This window comes from Hallerella porci, from assembly GCF_003148885.1.
Taxonomy (GTDB): domain Bacteria; phylum Fibrobacterota; class Fibrobacteria; order Fibrobacterales; family Fibrobacteraceae; genus Hallerella; species Hallerella porci.
Map to the genome: position 1 here is coordinate 39,081 of NZ_QGHD01000007.1, position 17,016 is coordinate 56,096.

Annotated in this window: 15 protein-coding genes; 9 read left to right on the forward strand and 6 right to left on the reverse strand. The window is 45.6% G+C overall.

The features are described 5' to 3' along the window. Positions 1-41 precede the first annotated feature (41 nt). A complete protein-coding gene (locus B0H50_RS05130) occupies positions 42-1,031 on the forward strand; it encodes a hypothetical protein (protein ID WP_106198735.1) in 990 nt (329 codons plus the stop codon). A gap of 4 nt (positions 1,032-1,035) precedes the next feature. Here the strand turns inward: B0H50_RS05130 and B0H50_RS05135 are convergent, their stop codons facing one another. After that, positions 1,036-1,800: a methylenetetrahydrofolate reductase gene (locus B0H50_RS05135; RefSeq protein WP_158275883.1), complete on the reverse strand. Its 765-nt coding sequence runs from the start codon at positions 1,798-1,800 to the stop codon at positions 1,036-1,038. 207 nt (positions 1,801-2,007) lie between these two features. Here B0H50_RS05135 and B0H50_RS05140 point away from each other — a divergent pair, with 207 nt between their 5' ends. From B0H50_RS05140 to B0H50_RS05155, 4 genes are all read left to right on the forward strand, one after another. Continuing rightward, on the forward strand, positions 2,008-3,765 hold the full coding sequence (locus B0H50_RS05140) for a glycoside hydrolase family 9 protein (RefSeq protein ID WP_106198733.1): 1,758 nt from the start codon (positions 2,008-2,010) through the stop codon (positions 3,763-3,765). Between the two features lie 97 nt (positions 3,766-3,862). Then, entirely contained in the window at positions 3,863-4,720 is an 858-nt protein-coding gene (locus B0H50_RS05145) for a metal ABC transporter solute-binding protein, Zn/Mn family (protein WP_109587351.1), read from the forward strand. Beyond that, entirely contained in the window at positions 4,717-5,454 is a 738-nt protein-coding gene (locus B0H50_RS05150; RefSeq protein ID WP_106198731.1) for a metal ABC transporter ATP-binding protein, read from the forward strand. The genes B0H50_RS05145 and B0H50_RS05150 overlap by 4 nt, the downstream gene beginning before the upstream one ends. 82 nt (positions 5,455-5,536) lie before the next feature. After that, positions 5,537-6,811, forward strand: coding sequence for an MgtC/SapB family protein (locus B0H50_RS05155; RefSeq protein ID WP_158256482.1), 1,275 nt, complete (start codon positions 5,537-5,539; stop codon positions 6,809-6,811). A gap of 248 nt (positions 6,812-7,059) precedes the next feature. On the opposite strand, the gene aspS is transcribed toward B0H50_RS05155, so the two are convergent. After that, entirely contained in the window at positions 7,060-8,838 is a 1,779-nt protein-coding gene (aspS, locus tag B0H50_RS05160; RefSeq protein WP_109587352.1) for an aspartate--tRNA ligase, read from the reverse strand. Positions 8,839-8,924: 86 nt separating this feature from the next. On the opposite strand from aspS, the gene B0H50_RS05165 reads away from it, so the two are divergent. Genes B0H50_RS05165 through B0H50_RS05180 form a run of 4 tightly spaced genes read left to right on the forward strand, consistent with a single transcriptional unit; the run spans position 8,925 to position 12,410 of the window. Then, positions 8,925-9,440, forward strand: a complete 516-nt coding sequence (locus tag B0H50_RS05165) for a cytochrome c3 family protein (protein ID WP_106198728.1) — start codon at positions 8,925-8,927, stop codon at positions 9,438-9,440. Beyond that, on the forward strand, positions 9,437-10,315 hold the full coding sequence (locus B0H50_RS05170; protein ID WP_106198727.1) for a 4Fe-4S dicluster domain-containing protein: 879 nt from the start codon (positions 9,437-9,439) through the stop codon (positions 10,313-10,315). The genes B0H50_RS05165 and B0H50_RS05170 overlap by 4 nt, the downstream gene beginning before the upstream one ends. Continuing rightward, entirely contained in the window at positions 10,312-11,952 is a 1,641-nt protein-coding gene (locus B0H50_RS05175) for a c-type cytochrome (RefSeq protein ID WP_106198726.1), read from the forward strand. Before B0H50_RS05170 ends, B0H50_RS05175 begins: the two co-directional genes overlap by 4 nt. Continuing rightward, positions 11,949-12,410, forward strand: coding sequence for a hypothetical protein (locus tag B0H50_RS05180; protein WP_106198725.1), 462 nt, complete (start codon positions 11,949-11,951; stop codon positions 12,408-12,410). Before B0H50_RS05175 ends, B0H50_RS05180 begins: the two co-directional genes overlap by 4 nt. Before the next feature lie 7 nt (positions 12,411-12,417). On the opposite strand, the gene B0H50_RS05185 is transcribed toward B0H50_RS05180, so the two are convergent. Genes B0H50_RS05185 through B0H50_RS05200 form a run of 4 tightly spaced genes read right to left on the reverse strand, consistent with a single transcriptional unit; the run spans position 12,418 to position 17,015 of the window. After that, entirely contained in the window at positions 12,418-13,017 is a 600-nt protein-coding gene (locus tag B0H50_RS05185) for an L-threonylcarbamoyladenylate synthase (protein WP_106198724.1), read from the reverse strand. A 37-nt stretch (positions 13,018-13,054) separates the two neighbouring features. Further along, positions 13,055-13,453, reverse strand: a complete 399-nt coding sequence (locus tag B0H50_RS05190; protein WP_106198723.1) for a YraN family protein — start codon at positions 13,451-13,453, stop codon at positions 13,055-13,057. Continuing rightward, the gene (locus tag B0H50_RS05195; RefSeq protein ID WP_106198722.1) at positions 13,450-14,937 is read right to left on the reverse strand and encodes a serine/threonine-protein kinase; all 1,488 of its coding nucleotides are present in this window, start codon (positions 14,935-14,937) and stop codon (positions 13,450-13,452) included. Before B0H50_RS05195 ends, B0H50_RS05190 begins: the two co-directional genes overlap by 4 nt. Then, positions 14,934-17,015 carry an ATP-binding cassette domain-containing protein gene (locus B0H50_RS05200; RefSeq protein WP_106198721.1) on the reverse strand — a complete coding sequence of 694 codons (2,082 nt, stop codon included), beginning with the start codon at positions 17,013-17,015 and terminating at the stop codon, positions 14,934-14,936. The genes B0H50_RS05195 and B0H50_RS05200 overlap by 4 nt, the downstream gene beginning before the upstream one ends. Position 17,016 lies beyond the last annotated feature (1 nt).

Consider the following 17,016-nt stretch of genomic DNA (forward strand, 5'->3'; position numbering starts at 1 on the left):
CGAGTTGCGAAAATGAATTGAATTTCGGGAGAATTTTTTGCATGAAGAAATTCGTTGCGCTATTTCTTGGTCTTTCATCGGTTTTATTTGCCGAAACGACTTATGATTCTTTCGGGTTTCAAGAAATGTACCCGACGAAAGCGGGCTCTGTCGAATGGAATTCGGCGCATTGGGCGAATGGAAAAGCCCGCCAAGTAGAATGGGACGGCGATTCGGATGATCCGCTCGATTGGACGGAAAGTCATAGCGCTGGCGATGGCTCTTTTGACATCGACGGAAAAGGCGTCATGCAGATGAATTGGAATGACGGTCCGCGTTTTCACATTAACAGTTTACGCGGTTCGCAGACTCAATTCTTTTTGAATGTCGAATTCACGGGTTACTTTATGCGTAATGCTCTCGGCGGGAAAGATTACGGCGGAATGATTGTGGGATTGCGTTCCGGTCCTCTTGGACATGCGTCGAGCGGGGGAGATGATTGCGACGCGACGACTTATTACGCTCGCTTTCGCAATGATGGTAAATGGGATTTTGAAAAAGAATGGAAACATCCCGAAAGTTACTATCGCACCACTTCGGGAGTGGGAAATCAAGACCCGCTTTGGAATGGCGACGTTTTGCCTGTTGGAAAATGGATTGGGATGAAATATGTCGCAAGGAATAAAGACGCGAGTACGGTGCGTTTAGAATTGTGGATTGATTCCACGTCAAATGCAACGCCTCCGGGAAAGTGGGAATTTGTCGGCGCTGTGGAAGATGCGGGAATCGATTTCCGCGGAGCGAGTTCCGAAGCCATTTCCGGCTGTTCTTATACCGATGCTTATGCTCCGATTTTAAAAGGCGGCGGCACCGTTTTGATGCGCTCGGACAATGATCATCCTTATTATCAATTCGTAACGATTCGTGAAATTGACCCGAATGCTAGCAGCACTTCTCCGGAAGCAATTCAAAAAATGCCGAAGAAATTTCAAATGAAATCTTCGGCAAAAAGTTTTGATTTGTTGGGCAGATGCGCTTCACCGTTACGGTAAAACGTTAGCAATCAAAAAGATTCTGCAAATATTCGATGGCACCGTTTGCGACGGGCATTAAATAGGCGCGTTGTTGTGTTTCGGAAATCGTGACCAAAAGTTGGCGGGCGAGACGCGTGTTAAAATTTTTGTCAAAGCTAAAATTCGGCGGGAAAACGACGTTGTTCACCCGTTCCCAATAATTTTTGGAACGCTCGGTGTAAACGGGCGCAATGCCAAACCAAATTTCGGCTTCGGGAAGTTGTTCAAGCCAAAGTTCGAGCATCCCGATGGAGAAAAACGGCTGCGTATAAAATCCGTCACAGCCCGCTTCGCGTTTGGCGAAGGCATAATCCAATTCTTCGCGGAAAGAACTGCGATACGGATCTAAGCCCGCGTAAATTTTGAGTCCCGGAAATTCGCGCTTGACCGCTTGAATGGCGCTTAAAGTCGTTAATCCCGAAGGCACAAAATTCGGATCATCGTGCGCAGGATCGCCGCCGATGAGAAGCACTTGCTTTAAACCCGCTTCGACGAGAGCAGAAATTTTTTGCAGCAAATCTTTTTCGGTGCGGTCGATTAAACGAAAATGCGGCGTTGTGTCGATGTTCGATTGCAAAAGCAACTGCGACGGTTCAAAGGACTTAATCGGCAAACGGCGAATTTCGGGCACGTTAACGGAAGTGACAAACGGAAAGGTCGCAAGCGATTGCTTTGCTTCGGCGAGGATGCCGTCGAGCGAACGCGGAACCAATTCCAAGGCAATATCTTTTGGCTTTCTAAAACTCATGCGCATAATATAATAAAAAAAGGTCGAAAATTGAATGCATAGATGTGAATTTTTGCATAAAAGATTTTAAACGGGCGAATTTTTGTCATACAGTTGATACATTTTTCGCTGAGTTTACAAAAGAATCCAAAAAATGGAAAAAAGAAAATTCCAAGGCGAAAAATTTTTCTGTATATTAGAGAAAGTTCCACTTCGCTGAGGATTTTTATGAATTTTCTCAAATTTGCTTTTTTCTGTTTTGCGGCATCTGTTTTTGCTGGACCTCTTTTAATCAATCAGTTGGGCTTTAATCCAGAATCCGAAAAGTTCGCGCTTGTGCCCGGAAGCGATGCCAATGATGCAGAAATCCGCGATATGGACGGCAAAACTATTTTAAAGATTAAAGCGCCGTTAGTTTACGATTGGAATTATAGTGGCGAAGAAGTGCAGACTTACGATTTTTCGTCGATTAAAACTCCCGGCGTTTACCGCTTATACCGCGGCGGCGAATATTTAGGAAACCCGATTATCATCGATAATCACGCATACGAAAATTTGACAAAAGCTGCGTTAAAGTGGTTTTATTTTCAGCGCGTCAGCGCACCTGTGGATTATCAATACGGCGGAAAATGGATGCGTGCTTCCGGACATCCCGACGATAAAGTCATCGTTTACGGAACCGATGAAAGTACGAAAAAAGGCTACGAAGAAGCGACTGGGAAAAAAGCGCCTAAAGAATTGAAAGTGATAAGTTCGCCGAAAGGTTGGTACGACGCCGGCGATTATGGCAAATACATTGTGAATTCGGGCATTACCGTTTTTACTTTGCTTGAACTTTACGAAAATTTCTCGAGTTATATGGATACGCTTTCGTGGAATATTCCGCGCGAGTATAAAAATTATCCCGCGATTTTAGAAGAAGTGCGCTACAATTTAGATTGGATGCTTTCGGTGCAAGATAATGACGGCGGAGTTTATCATAAGGTAACGACTTTAGCGTTTGGCGGCCCCGTTATGCCCGAAAAAGATGGGGCGCCGCGTTATGCGATTCTGAAAAGTTTAACGGCGACTTTAGATTTTGCTGCGACGATGGCGCAAGCTTCTGTCGTTTATAAAAAATTTGACAAAGCTTATGCGGAAAAGTGTTTGAAGGCTTCGGAACTGGCGTATGCGTGGGCAAAGAAAAATCCCAAAGCGTTATACAAGCAACCGAGCGATGTGGAAACTGGAAATTACACGCATAGTGGCGAAGATGCAAAAGATGAGTTCCGGTGGGCTTCGGCAGAACTTTACCGCGCGACGAAAAAAGCGAATTATTTAAAAGAGCTGAAAGAAAATCCTTTTACAAATAATGGCGCTTGGTGGGGCGATGTCAATATGCTTGCCGTATTTCGCGTAGCATTAGACGAAGCTTTCCCCAAAGATGTAAAAGATGCCGCTAAAAAAGTGATGATGAACGAAGCGAATAATTTGCGCGCCGTGGGCGATTCGAGCGGTTATCATTTGCCGGCTTTTGATTGGAGTTGGAATTGGGGAAGTAACAGTGCGATGGCGAATAATGCGATGGTTTTATTGCACGCTTACCTTTTAACAAAAGACAAAAGTTACGTCGATGGCGCTCAGCAAGTTTTAGATTATTTGATCGGAAAAAATCCGATGGAAATTTCATACGTAACAGGATTTGGATTTAGAAGTCCAAGAAAGCCGCATCATCGCCCGAGTCAATGCGATTTGGTGGATGATCCTGTCCCCGGAATGCTTGTAGGCGGTCCGCATTTAGGAAAGCAAGACATCAACTTAGACGGAAAAGATGCGTGGAAATGTCCGAATTATGCTTCGTCCGAAAAACCGGCTTTGGCCTATTTAGATGATGAATGCAGTTATGCGACGAACGAAGTCGCGATTAACTGGAATGCGCCTTTGGCTTATGTGGCGGGCGCATTGCAAGCGATTTATCAAGGCATTTCGCCGAGCGTAAAAAAATAAAATGCGAACAGAAACTTCTCGAATTGCGGAGAAGTTTTTTGCTTTCAAAATGGATTCTCCGAAGTTTACTATTTTTAAATAAACTTTTGAGGATTCGATGAATCGTTTATTTTTCGTTTGGATTTTTTGCTTTACCACATTTCTGTTTGCGGGAGAAAAATTGACAGTCGCAGTGACTCTTGCGCCTTACGCAAATATTGTGCGGGCAATCGCTGGCGATAAAATGGACGTGCTCACTCTCGTTCCGTCTAATGCAAATCCGCATACTTTTGAGCCGAAGCCTGCGGTGCTCAAAAAATTTGCCGAAGCTTCGGTTTATTTTAGCGATGGATCGGGAATGGATAAAGCGTGGATGCCGCGCTTCAAAGGGGTAAATCCGAAGATTCGCATTGCAGAACTTTCGGCGGGTATTTCTTGGTTATACGAAGAACACGAGGATCATGAAGGTCATGAAGACGGTCCGGAATTGGATCCGCATCTTTGGAATTCGCCGCGTCAAGTGATTTTAATTTCTTCGAATATTTGCAGCACTCTCGTCGAAATGGATCCGGCGAATGCGGGATTTTATCGCACGAATTTAGAAGCGTTCAACAAAAAAATGACGCAGTTGGATTTGGAATTTTCAAATCGCATAAATGCGCTCCCGGTGGAAAAGCGGACGTTCATCGTTTTTCATCCGTCTTACGGTTACCTCGCCCGCGATTACGGTTTAACGCAAATCGCCGTGGAAATGGACGGCAAAGAACCGAAGCCACGAGATTTAGCCAATCTTGTCCGCGAAGCCAAAGAACATCATGTTTCGACGGTTTTTGTGCAACCGCAATTTAGCCGTCGCGCAGCCGAATCGCTTTCACGAGAAATTAAAGCGAAAATTGTTTCGATCGATCCGCTCGCTTACGATTTTGAAGCGAACTTAAAATTCTTCTTGAAAACTCTTGCGGGAGAAGCGAAGTGAATCCGTTCCCAGCGATAGAAGTCCGCGGAGTCAGTTTTTTTTACGACAAAACGCCGGTGCTTTCGGACGTTTCTTTCTCGGTTTCTGCGGGGGATTTTTTAGCGATTATCGGACCGAACGGCGGCGGAAAAAGTACGCTTATGAAATTGATTGTCGGGCTACTCAAACCGTCCGCGGGCGATATCCGTTTATTTGGCGAAAAAGTTCCGACAAAAAAAATCTCGGTCGGTTATGTGCCGCAGAATACCAATCGCAATTTGGAATTTCCGATTACGGTTGCCGAAACGGTGGCGACGGGACTTCCTCAGTATAAACCGAATCCAGAAAAAGTTGCGCAAGCGTTAGAAACGGTGAAAATGGAATCGTTTGCTAACAGACGTCTTGGAGAACTTTCGGGCGGAGAACGGCAGCGGGTTTTAATTGCGCGGGCGTTAGCTGCGGATCCGCAAATTTTATTTCTCGATGAACCGTCGAGCAATATCGATGCCCGCGGGCAAGAAGATTTATACGGACTTCTCGCCAAATTGAATGAGAAAATGACGATTGTCATCGTCAGCCACGATTTGATGGTGCTTTCAAATCATGTGAAAAGCGTCGCTTGCGTGAACCGCGAAGTGCATTTTCATTCGGGCGCTCAAATCACTCCGGAAATGGTGCAGGGAATGTACGGCTGCGAAGTGGATTTAATCGCTCACGGAATTCCGCACCGCGTTCTCGGAAGACACACGCATTAAATTTTTCAAAATGGGAACTGTGAAGAGCGCGCCTTCGGCGCGCTCTCTTGCTTTTTTCCAAAAATTGTATAGTTTCTTTTGTATGGAATTTAGTTCATTTTATCGACTAGCTTGTGCGCTCGCAATCGGACTGATTATCGGTTTACAGCGAGAAGGTGCGTTTAAAAATCAGGCGGATGTGCATCCGGCTGGGATTCGCACGTTTTCGATTACGGGGCTTTTGGGCGCGATTGCGGCACTCCTTTCGATGCAGATGGGAACTGCGGTGCCGTTTATCGGCGTGCTAGTTGTGCTCGGGCTTATTCTTGCGGTTTCGCATGCGACATTTTTACGCAAATCGGAAGAAAGTATTTTGGCGGCGGGGCTTACGACGACGGTCGCCATGCTTGCCGTTTTTTTGATGGGCGGACTTTGTTATTACGGAAAAATTCTTGAAAGTGTCGCGACGGCGATTGCTGTTCTCGGGCTCTTGACTCTCAAAGATCCGCTGCATTCTTTTGCGCATCGCGTTTCGCGCGAAGACATTGTGGCGACTCTTAAATTTGCGCTTATTTCGGCGGTGATTCTTCCGATTCTTCCAAAAACCGCTTACGGTCCACCCGGATTAGAAGTCATTTCTCCGTATAAAATTTGGCTTTTTGTCTGCTTTATTTCGGGAATTTCTTTTATCGGTTATGTGCTTATCAAATGGATTGGCCCGGGAAAAGGCATCGGCTTAACAGGACTTTTTGGCGGGCTTGCTTCAAGTACAGCGTTAACACTCAGCCTTTCGGGGCGCAGTAAAGATAATCCAGAATTTTCGGGTTCATTAACGACAGGAATTGTCATCGCTTGGTCGGTCATGTATCTGCGGGTTTATTTAATCTGCATTCTCTTTGTGCCCGCGACAGCGAAAGGACTTGCTCTCGCTCTTTTAATTCCGCCAATTCCCGGACTCATTTACGCTTACTTTTTACATCGTCGCAATCAACTTTTGCATCCGACGCAAAATGAAAATTTTACGAATCCGTTTAATTTGCTCCCGTCGATTAAGTTTGGATTTATTTTCGCCGTGGTTCTTTTTGTGGCGAATGCGACGCAGAAATATTTCGGAAGTGATGCGCTTTTGCTTTCGAGTTTTATCACCGGCCTTGCGGATATGGATGCGATTACGCTTTCGGTTTTGGATATGACAAAGTCGAATACGGTGCTTGTGTCGGCGGCGTGCAAAGCGATTGCGCTCGCGGCTTTGGCGAATACTCTTTGCAAAGGCGTTCTCGCTTGTGTCATCGGCGATAAAAATATGCGGCGGGCGATTTTACCGGCGATGGGAATTATCGCGGTTGCGTCGTTTTTAATGATTCTTCTTTTCGTGTAATTGTTGTAAAAGACTACAACGCTTTCTGCGGAAAAAGACTTCACATTTTTAGGGAATGCTTTTAGATTTGTGGCTAGAAAAACAACAAACATCCTAGACCACACTCACAAAAAACAACTCCACTTCCGAACGGCTGTGGAGTTTTTTTTATCTAATTTTTATCGAAAATTTTTGTCGAATTGACGGCTTTTCAAAAATTCAAACCACAAAAAAAGCCCCGCATTGCGGGGCTTTTTTGACAAATGGACTTAGTCGATTTTGTTGATCGAAATATGCAAATCGTTCAACTGAGCGACATCGACTTCGCTCGGGCAGTTGTCCATCGGGCTCGAAGCACTTGTGTTCTTCGGGAAGGCGATGAAATCGCGGATGGAATCTTGACCTTCCATCGTGGCGACGACACGGTCCAAACCAAAGGCGAGACCGCCGTGCGGAGGAGCGCCGAACTTGAACGCATCCACGAAGAAGCCGAACTTATCGCGGACTTGTTCTTCGGAAAGACCGAGAAGACGGAAGACTTTTTCTTGGACTTTCGGATCGTGAATACGAATCGAACCGCCACCGATTTCGACACCGTTCAAAACGAGGTCGTAAGCTTCGGCGTTGCAATCCTTCAAATTGCCCGAGAGCATCATTTCGAGATGTTCCGGAAGCGGATTGGTGAACGGGTGATGCATCGCCATGTAGCGGCCTTCCGTTTCGCTGTATTCGAACATCGGGAATTCGGTAATCCAAACAAATTCGCGTTTCTTCGGATCGCGGAGACCTTTGATGCGGGCGACTTCCAAACGGAGCTGACCCATTGCGGTAGCGGCTACTTTTTCCGGACCTGCGATGAAGAACATCATGTCGCCGTTTTTAGCGCCGACTTCGTCGCGAAGAGCGTTTAATTGTTCGGTGGTGAAGAATTTACCAACCTGCGTTTCGACGACATCGTTTTCTTTGACGCGCATCCACACAAGACCCTTTGCTCCGTACTTGGCGACATAAGCGGTCAAGTCATCGATTTGCTTGCGGGTAAAATCAACGCAACCCTTGGCAGCGATGCCACGGACTTTTCCGCCGGCTGCGACGACGTTTTTGAAAACGCCGAAATTCGATGTCGCTGCAATTTCAGAAACATCGTGAATTTCCAAGTCGAAGCGAAGGTCCGGTTTATCCGAACCGTATTTGAGCATCGCTTCGTGCCACTTCATCCGACGAATGTGACGCGGCGGTTCAAAGTTCCAAACTTTGCCGAGAACTTCGGTCACGAATTTGTCGAACATTTCCATGACTTCGTCTTGATTGACGAAAGACATTTCCACGTCAATCTGCGTAAATTCGGGCTGACGGTCTGCGCGGAGGTCTTCATCGCGGAAGCACTTCGCAATTTGGAAGTAGCGGTCAAAGCCTGCAATCATCAACAACTGCTTGTATTGTTGCGGAGATTGCGGAAGAGCGTAAAATTCGCCCGGGTTCACGCGCGACGGGACGAGATAGTCGCGGGCACCTTCCGGCGTCGATTTGCAAAGCACCGGCGTTTCGATATTTTCAAAACCGTTTGCGTAGAAGAAATCATAAACCGCTTTGAGGAAACGGCTCTTGAGCAAAAGATTTTTCTGAATCCACGGACGGCGCAAGTCCAAGTAGCGATACTTCAAACGGAAGTCATCGTTTTCTTTGCTTTCTTCTTTGGCGTTGTTGATTTCAATCGGCGAAGTTTGTGCTTCGTTCAAAATTTCGAGCTTGTCCACTTTGACGTCAACAGCACCAGTGGCGAGCTTATCGTTTTCCATGCCTTCGGGACGAGCCTGGACTTCACCGGTAATGTAAATGACGAATTCATTGCGGAGGTTATCTGCCAGTTTGTGAACTTCGGCGTTGCGTTCCGGATTGAAGACGACCTGAGTTTTTCCGTATTTGTCGCGGAGATCGACGAAAATAACGCCGCCCAAATCGCGACGGCGGTCAACCCAGCCTGCGAGAGAAACGGTTTTACCGATGTCTTCTTTGCGGAGTTCGCCGCAGTTGTGTGTACGTTTCATAAAGTGAACTTCCTTGATTGGAATTTAAGCGCTAAAAAGATAGAAAGTTTTCGGCTTTTGGTTTTGGATTTTTATTTTTTTACAAATTGAAACGAAAAGTTAAATATCTGCTTTGCCTCATTCTCGTCGGCGGAACGGGGCTTCTTCTGTGGGATCTTTTGGTTTATCCTGAATCGTTGCATGTGCCTTCGGCGATTTCATTTGACCACGAAAAACACGGCGAAAATATCGGAGTCGATTGCGCCAAGTGTCATGGGGGAGCAGAAACGGGAATGCGCGCGTTAATGCCTGCGAAATCGGACTGTATGGATTGTCATAATTTGCCGCTCACCGGCACCGCAGAAGATGAAAAATTGCAAGAAGCGCTCAAAAATGCCTCGGATTTTCCGTTTCGTTTTACAAGTCTTTTGCCGGCGAATGTGATTTTCCCGCATGGATTACATACGAAAGCAGGAGTAACTTGCGAAACGTGTCACGGTTCTGCAAAAGAAATTAACGCGGGAAAGCGTCCGATTGTTCGGATGGAAGATTGTATGGATTGTCATCGCGGAAATCGCGGATTTCCCAAAGCTTCCACGGATTGTGCGAGGTGTCATCGATGAAAATTTCGCGGGCGACTTTTCTCAAATTGATGGCGGGAATGTCTGCGCTTTTTTCGCTCGTAAGCTGCCGACGCATGCGTCCGATTCCCGAAAATTTTCACCGCGTTTCGGTCAAGCCCGATTTAAAACTTTTCGAAGAAGAAATCGCAATCGCCAGCAAGAATACGCCGACGAATGAAAATTTAGTGCGCATCTCGCGGCCGGGAGCGCATCCCAAATTTCCGCATGCCGATGTGCGATTTGGCATGGCGATTGATTTGGAAAAATGCAATGGCTGCGGAAAATGTGCGCTCGCTTGCATGGTTGAAAATAATGTGCCGCGGGTAAACGAAGACGAATCGAAGCGCGGACGCTTTATGCATTGGCTTGAAATGCGCGGCGATATTCCTGTGATGTGTGCGCATTGTGGCGATGCGCCGTGTGAAAAAGTTTGCCCGACGGGAGCTGCCGTTGCAAGCCCAGACGGATTTTCGGCAATGGTTTATCCGCGTTGCATTGGGACGCGTTTCTGCGGGGCGAATTGTCCATTGCACGCGCGAAAATTCAATTATACAAGCGCCGAAGAAAATGGATTCGCTTATAAATTCAATGCCGAAGTTCCGTTACGTCCGCAAGGCGTGATGGAAAAATGTTCGCTTTGCATTCAGCGTTTACAAAATGCGAGAATTCGTGCGAAAACTTGGGGCGAAAATTGGGACGGTTCTGGAGTTAAAACCGCTTGTGCAGAAGCGTGTCCGAATCGAGCGATTATTTGCGGAAATTGGTTGGATGCAGATTCGGAACTCGTGCGTGCAACGCGTGGACGAATTCTGTATGCGCCGAAAGCGATTGCGGATTTTTCGCCCGCTGTCGTTTATCTTTTGGGGAAACTATGAATCGGTATTTGTTGATTTTTGGAATTATCCTTTTGATTCCGGGACTCATCGCTGTGGATTTTGCGCTTGCGTTCGGGCCTGCGTCTTGGGCGATTTCGCAAAAAGAATTTTGGGGAACGCCGATTTCTAATTTTGTCTTTTGGATTGGACTTGCGCATGCGGGAACTTTTTTCTCGGCGATTCTTCTCGTATTGGGCGCACGCTTTCAGCATCGCATTGCGTTAATCGCAGAATTTTCCACCTTAGCATCTCTCGTTATCGCGGGCACTTTCCCGCTGATTCATTTGGGAATTCCGAGTCGCTTTGATGCGATGATTCCCTTTGGCAATGTGCGCACATTTTTAATCAATCCCGAATCTCCGCTCACGTGGGATTTTGTCGCCATCCTCGCTTACACGACGGCTTCGACTCTTTTTCTTTTGTTGCATCTTTTGAAAACGAAATTTTCAACTCTCGAAAGTTTTCGAAGACCGATGGCGTGGATACTTTTTCCGCTTGTGCTTTGGGTGCATACGATTGTCTCTCTCGATTTTGCGGTGACATTTGTCCCCGAATGGCAAGGCGCATATTTTCCGCTTTATTTTATTAGCGGCGCGCTTTTCTCGGGAATTGCGCTGGTGCAAATTTTATTAGAACTTTTGAAACGCCGCGTTCGTCGCATCGAAAGTTTGCTCATCACTTTTTCGTGGGCGATGCTTTCTTTTTGGATTTGGGAAGCGTTAACAAAAAATATTTGGCATCCAGAAATTCTCGTTTTCGGATTTTTAATTCCGCAGTTGCTTTGGATTCCTTCGTTGCGGGAACGCTCGATGGTGCGGGCGTCGGCGGCGCTTGCCGTCATCATTTCTCTTTGGTGGGAACGCATTCTTTTGGTGCAAAAAAATCCGCTCGATTGGACTTGGGTGGACATCGGACTTTTATCATTTGGCATCGGACTTTTTTGCGTTTTATTTGCGCTCCTCCGAATTTTTACGCAGAAATTTTTTGCCAAAGCATTGGACGAAGAATCGGCAGAAGAATTGCCGAAAAATTTATTTGCAAAACGACCGTTTTTCTTTTCGATTCTTCTCGGCGTTTTCTGCGCCGCAGGATTTGCAACTTACTTTATCTGTAATGCTTCGGCATTTCCAATTCTTCGCATCGTACCGTTTTTGCTTCCGATTGCAGCGCTTGTCGCTATAGTGAGTTTATCTGGAATCGCAGCGTGGAAAATTTTTTCCAAGTCAAAAGTTATCGTTTCTTTTATCGCTATTTTTTGCGCTCTCGTTTCGGCTAGTGCATGGATTTACCGCGGGCATGAAACCGCATATGACGAAGATTACATTCAAGTGAAAGCCGAAAAAACGCAGACGGTGCGCAGCGAACGCGAAGCCGAAAAATTATTCAACGCACGCTGCGCTTCTTGCCACGGAAAAGATGGAAAGTTCAACAAAAAATTTGTTCGCGAATATTATCCGTTACCGCAAAAACTTTCGCGCGAACGAATCGATTCTCTCGGCGTCGATTCGCTTTCGCAAGTCATTTTAAACGGCCGAAATTATATGCAAGCTTTTCGCGGACGCGTTTCGGAATCCGAAGCAAATGCGCTCGTCATGCATTTGAAAAAATTAGCTGAAAAAAATGCGGAGGCAAAATGAGTTCTTTTTCGTATATGCTCGCCGCTCTTTTTGCGATGATTCCTGCGCCCTTTTTATTCCGCGGAAAATTGCCGTTAGAATTACGCGGTGCTTCGATTGCGATGGTGCTTTTGGCGGCGGAGTTTTTTATTTACTTTGTCGCTTCGCCCACTTATCCGCAATATGAAATTTTACCCTTTCGAATGCTCGCATTAACCCTTTGCATTTCCTCATTATTTTTAGAAATGCGGCGACGCCTTTTTGGAATTCTCGCATCTTTACTTTGGATGTGGATTGAATTTTTTGGAATGCTTTCGCTTTCGTATCGCGGCGAAGAATTTCATCCGGCGACGTTAATTATTTTAGCTTCGACATTTCTTCCGATTTATTTTTTGCATCCGTATAAACGCGAATCGCGATTTATTCTCGCGGTCTTGTGGGTCGCGGCTTGGATTTTTTCTTACGAAGTGCGATTTTAATTTGAAATTATTCTTCGGGAAGTAAATCGCCACGGATAATTTCAATGGAATCGCCGACGAGGCTGATGATATTTGTCGGCTTAATTTCAATCGGTCCGCAGTCGATCATCATATCGACTTTATGTTCGAAAAGTTTCCACAAATCATCGGGCTCGGTGAAAACTTCATCGTCCGAAATTTTTGCCGCTGTGCTCAAAATCGGTTTGTCGTAAATGCGGAAAAGTTCTTTGAAAAAAGGATGCTCGGGCATCCGGAAGCCGACTTCGGGACGTTTGACATCGAGCTTGCGAGCGATGGAAGGATCTGCGGGGAGAATAAATGTATAAGGCCCTGGCACGCGATGCTTCATAATTTGAAAAGCGAAATTGCTCACGTGAGCGTATTCCGAAGCTTTCCGAATATCGGGCAAAATAATCGCCATCACAAATTTTTTCATCGGCTTTTTCAACTGATACAAGCGATGAATTGCCCGCGAAGATTCGGCGGAACATCCGATGGCATAGCCCGATTCCGTCGGGTATAAAACGAGACCGTCTTTGTCTAAAATGTCGGCGGCTTGTTTGACGAAACGAGCCTGCGGATTTAAGGGATGAACTTCTAAACGCATAGAAAAAAAATAGTAAAGCGAAAAAGGGAAGCGAAAATTAGCAACGCGGAATGACTTGGTTTGCGACGAAGGCGTCTTCGTAATGCGTGAGTTTCGGCGTTCCTTGACTCATGTCCACGCAGACGACATCAAATCGCGATTTCTGATCGAGGCCTCCGTGAAAATGCAAAAAGTGCACTGCGGTTTTCCAAACTTGAAATTGCTTTTTGGAATTGACGCGGCTTGCGGGCGTCCCTTTGTCGGATTTCCAAACGGATTTTACTTCGACAAAAAGAATGGTGCCGTCGGGCGCTTGGGCGACGATATCTAATTCGCCGTTGAGATAGCGATAATTGCGGGCGAGAATGCGACAATTTTTTCGGCAAAGAAATGCGGTCGCTTGCAATTCGGCGAAGCGTCCTTTCTTTTTATTCGCACTTTTCCCTGCGTCGATCATTGCGCTAAAAGCCCGAGAATACGGATTTCAGAAATCGCTAAATCTTTCGATGGATCGGTAACGTAAGCTTCATCTAAAAAGACTTGAATCTCGGTCGTTTCCATCGCTTTGATTTGCGGATACTGAACGCCTTTAATGTCTTCGAGCTGAATCGTTTGACGAAATCCTTCGCGGGTTAAAAGCGAAAGAGTTTTCGGTTTATTAAAAACTAAAAAGCGATCGCCAAATTCATCGTCAACGGATTTTTGAAAACCCGAAGCGAATCCGATTTGTGTAATGATTGTCGGCGAACTAAAATCGAGAATGAAAATGGGAGAACGCGAATTTTCTTGTAACGGAAGAAGCCATGCGCTGCGCAAATTTTTATCGAATAAATTGGACGGTTCATAATCGCCATCGCCTTCGACATTTTTTTCTTCGTAGGCGGCGCGAATATCAACGCTTGAAACTTCTTGCAAAGTTTTGGGCGGTTTATAAGTTAAGAGAAACGCTAAAATTAAAAGGATTAAAAGCGGGAAAAGGGCAATCGCAAAAAGCAGCACATGCTTGTTGGTAAATTTTCGCACATTGTCCGTGACTTTATTGGAAATCAGCGGACGATTTTTGATGAGTTTACGAATGCTCATCGTATCGTGTCCGTGATGCTGTTCACCCGGATGTAACGGCGCAAAAACAATGTCGAGCGCATCCAAAAATTCTTGCATATTTTTGAAGCGATCCGAAACATTTTTCTTCAAGCATTTTAAGATGAGCTTCGCTAAACCCTTCGGCATATCGGGACGGAAATTTTCGGGATTTGGCGGTTCTTCTTGAACGTGCTTCATCGCAATTTCGATGGGCTTGGAACCGGTGAAGGGAAGGCGTCCGCAAGTCATTTCAAATAAGATGACGCCTAAACTGTAAATGTCCGAGCCGATGGTAACTTCGTCGCCGTGACATTGTTCGGGCGACATATATTCGGGAGTGCCCATCGTCATGCCGGTGAGAGTCAGACGTTCCGCAGATTGAATGTGCGAAATGCCGAAGTCCATCAAATACACGCGGTTATCGTGCGTAATCATGATGTTCGAAGGTTTCACATCGCGGTGCACAATTCCTTTGCTGTGTGCATATAAAAGCCCGCGGGCAACTTGCTTCGTAATGATTTCAATCGCATCAAAATCTAAACGGCGGCGGTGCTCCAAAAGTTCTGAAAGCGTACTGCCGCGGACGTATGTCATCGAAATGAAAAGCTGATTTCCTTGACGACCGAAGTCAAAAACTTGCACCAAATTTTGGTGGTCCAATTCCTTCATCGCTTGCGCTTCCATGTAGAATCTTTCAATCGATTCTTTGTCCGAAGAAGCGTCGAGAACTTTTAAAGCGACTTCGCGTTTTAAATTTTTTTGCAGGGCTTTGTAAACGTAGCCCATACCGCCTTTGCCGAGGACGCCGAGAAGTTCATAGTTTTCGTTGAACGGTCTTGGAAATTTTTCTGCTGTCATTTTGCGTTCTTCATGATTTTTAGAGCGAGAATGGATATAATATAAATTAAGAGAGCGATTCCCGCGGGAATGAAAATGTCGAAATGTTCCGGATTTAGCCCGGTAAAGAGAGCTTTGAGCGCAGACTGATTATAACTTGTCCAAATGAGATGCGAAAGAAATTGCGCAATGCTCGAAGTTTGATCAAAGGGAACGAGAGCGCCCGAAAGTGCAATCTGCGGTAAAATGACGAGCGGAAGAAATGCGTTTGCTTGTCCCGGATTTTTCGCAAAAGTGCTGAGGAAAATTCCTGCGGAAGCGGCGGGAAGAACGCTGCAAAAAAGAATGACGAATAATAAAATGCTCGGAAAAACTGCGATGTTTTTGGCGATGAACGCATAGACAATTCCGGTTTCAAGAAAGGCAAAAAATGCGGTGAAAATAAGCTTCGTCGTGATGACGGCAAAGGGCGATGCGCCGCGGCGAAATTCGTCTAAAAGTAAATTTTTTTCTTGGACGATTTCGCGCACCGAAAGAGAAAGAGCAAACCAGTTCGCGCATAAAATCAAAGCGAAAGCTGCGACCCAAAGCGATGACGAATTCGAAAAAATCATCGAAAGCAAAGCGCCGATAATTAACGGCTGCAAAATGAGAGAAAATAATTTTCCGAAGTCGCGGAACCACTGCCGAAATAAAACGGGGAAAAAAGAAAAGAAAAAATTTTTGTGTGAAACTTTTGGAAAATAACTGCGCGCGGATTCGGGAAAATCCACTGCGGTTTCTAATTTGGAATCGCGCCAATTTTCTGCGGTTTTATCGGAAAGAGTTTCGAGAATGCCTTCGGGATCTTCGGCGTTGAAATAATGAAACGCATCTTCTGGCGTCCCGTAAAATCCCACTTTTCCTTGATGAATGAGTAGGACTTTATCCGAAATTTGTAACGCTTCGTAACTGTGCGTTGTGAGAATGACCGTATGGCCTTTGGCAGCGAGTTCTTTTAAATGACCGCAAAGACGTTTCGCATTCAGCGGATCCAAACCCGAAAGCGGTTCATCGAGAAGAATAATTCCCGGTGCGCTCATCAGTTGCGTCGCAATCGCTATGCGGCGGCGTTCTCCGCCCGAAAGGACAGCGATGCGGCTATCGGCTAACGCAGAAATATGCAACAACTGAAGCAATTTGCAGGCGCGTTTTTCGGTTTCTTTTTTCGTGTAATCTTTCGGAAGAGAAATGCGGGCGGCGAGTTTTAACGTCTCCATGACCGTGAGCGCATTTCGCAAAAGCGGTTCTTGTGGTAAGTAAGCGATTTCGCGGCGAATGTTCGTTTGTTCGTAATCGATGCCATCTAAAAAAATGGAACCGTTTTGGCGTTTGACTTTTCCTGCGAGAAGTTCTAAGAGTGTGCTTTTTCCTTGTCCGCTTAATCCGATAATCGAAAGAATTTTCCCGGCGGGCAAAGAAAATCGAATGTCTTCTAAAATATTTTTTTTCGAAAGATGAACGGAAACATCGTGGACGGTTAACGAAAATCCGATGTCTTTTTGATGCAGAAAAATATTGCCATCGCGAAATTCCAAAAGACACCACGGCAATTTTAAGGTTTCGTGATTTTCTAAAAATTGTACGCGATGAAAATGCGATTGTAAAAAAATGAGCTTTAAACGTTTTCCGCACAAAGTCGCTTGCGCCAATTTTTTCGGACAAGCGGGATGCAAAATGGTTCCCGGAATATCGTCGTCTTCACCGCGCCCGAGGAAAATCGGAGAATCTTTGGAAAGCGGAATCGCGGGCACATCTTCGAGAGAACGCACATGAGAAAGCGTAAGCTCATTTTGTTTTAACGCAAAACGAAGTTGTTGCAAACCGAGCAAGAAAATATCGCCGTCTTCAATTTCTTTTTGTTCAATATTTTTCCCGGCGAAAAGAGTTCCCGAAGTTTGACTTAAATTGGTGAAAATCCAACGTCCATTTTGAAATTCAATTTTTGCATGCATGCGCGAAACGGAAGCATCGTGAAGTTCAAAATTCACATTTTTTCCGCGCCCGATGAAAAATGGTTCATCCGGAGAAATTTTTTGCACCAAAAAAGTAGAAGCCATA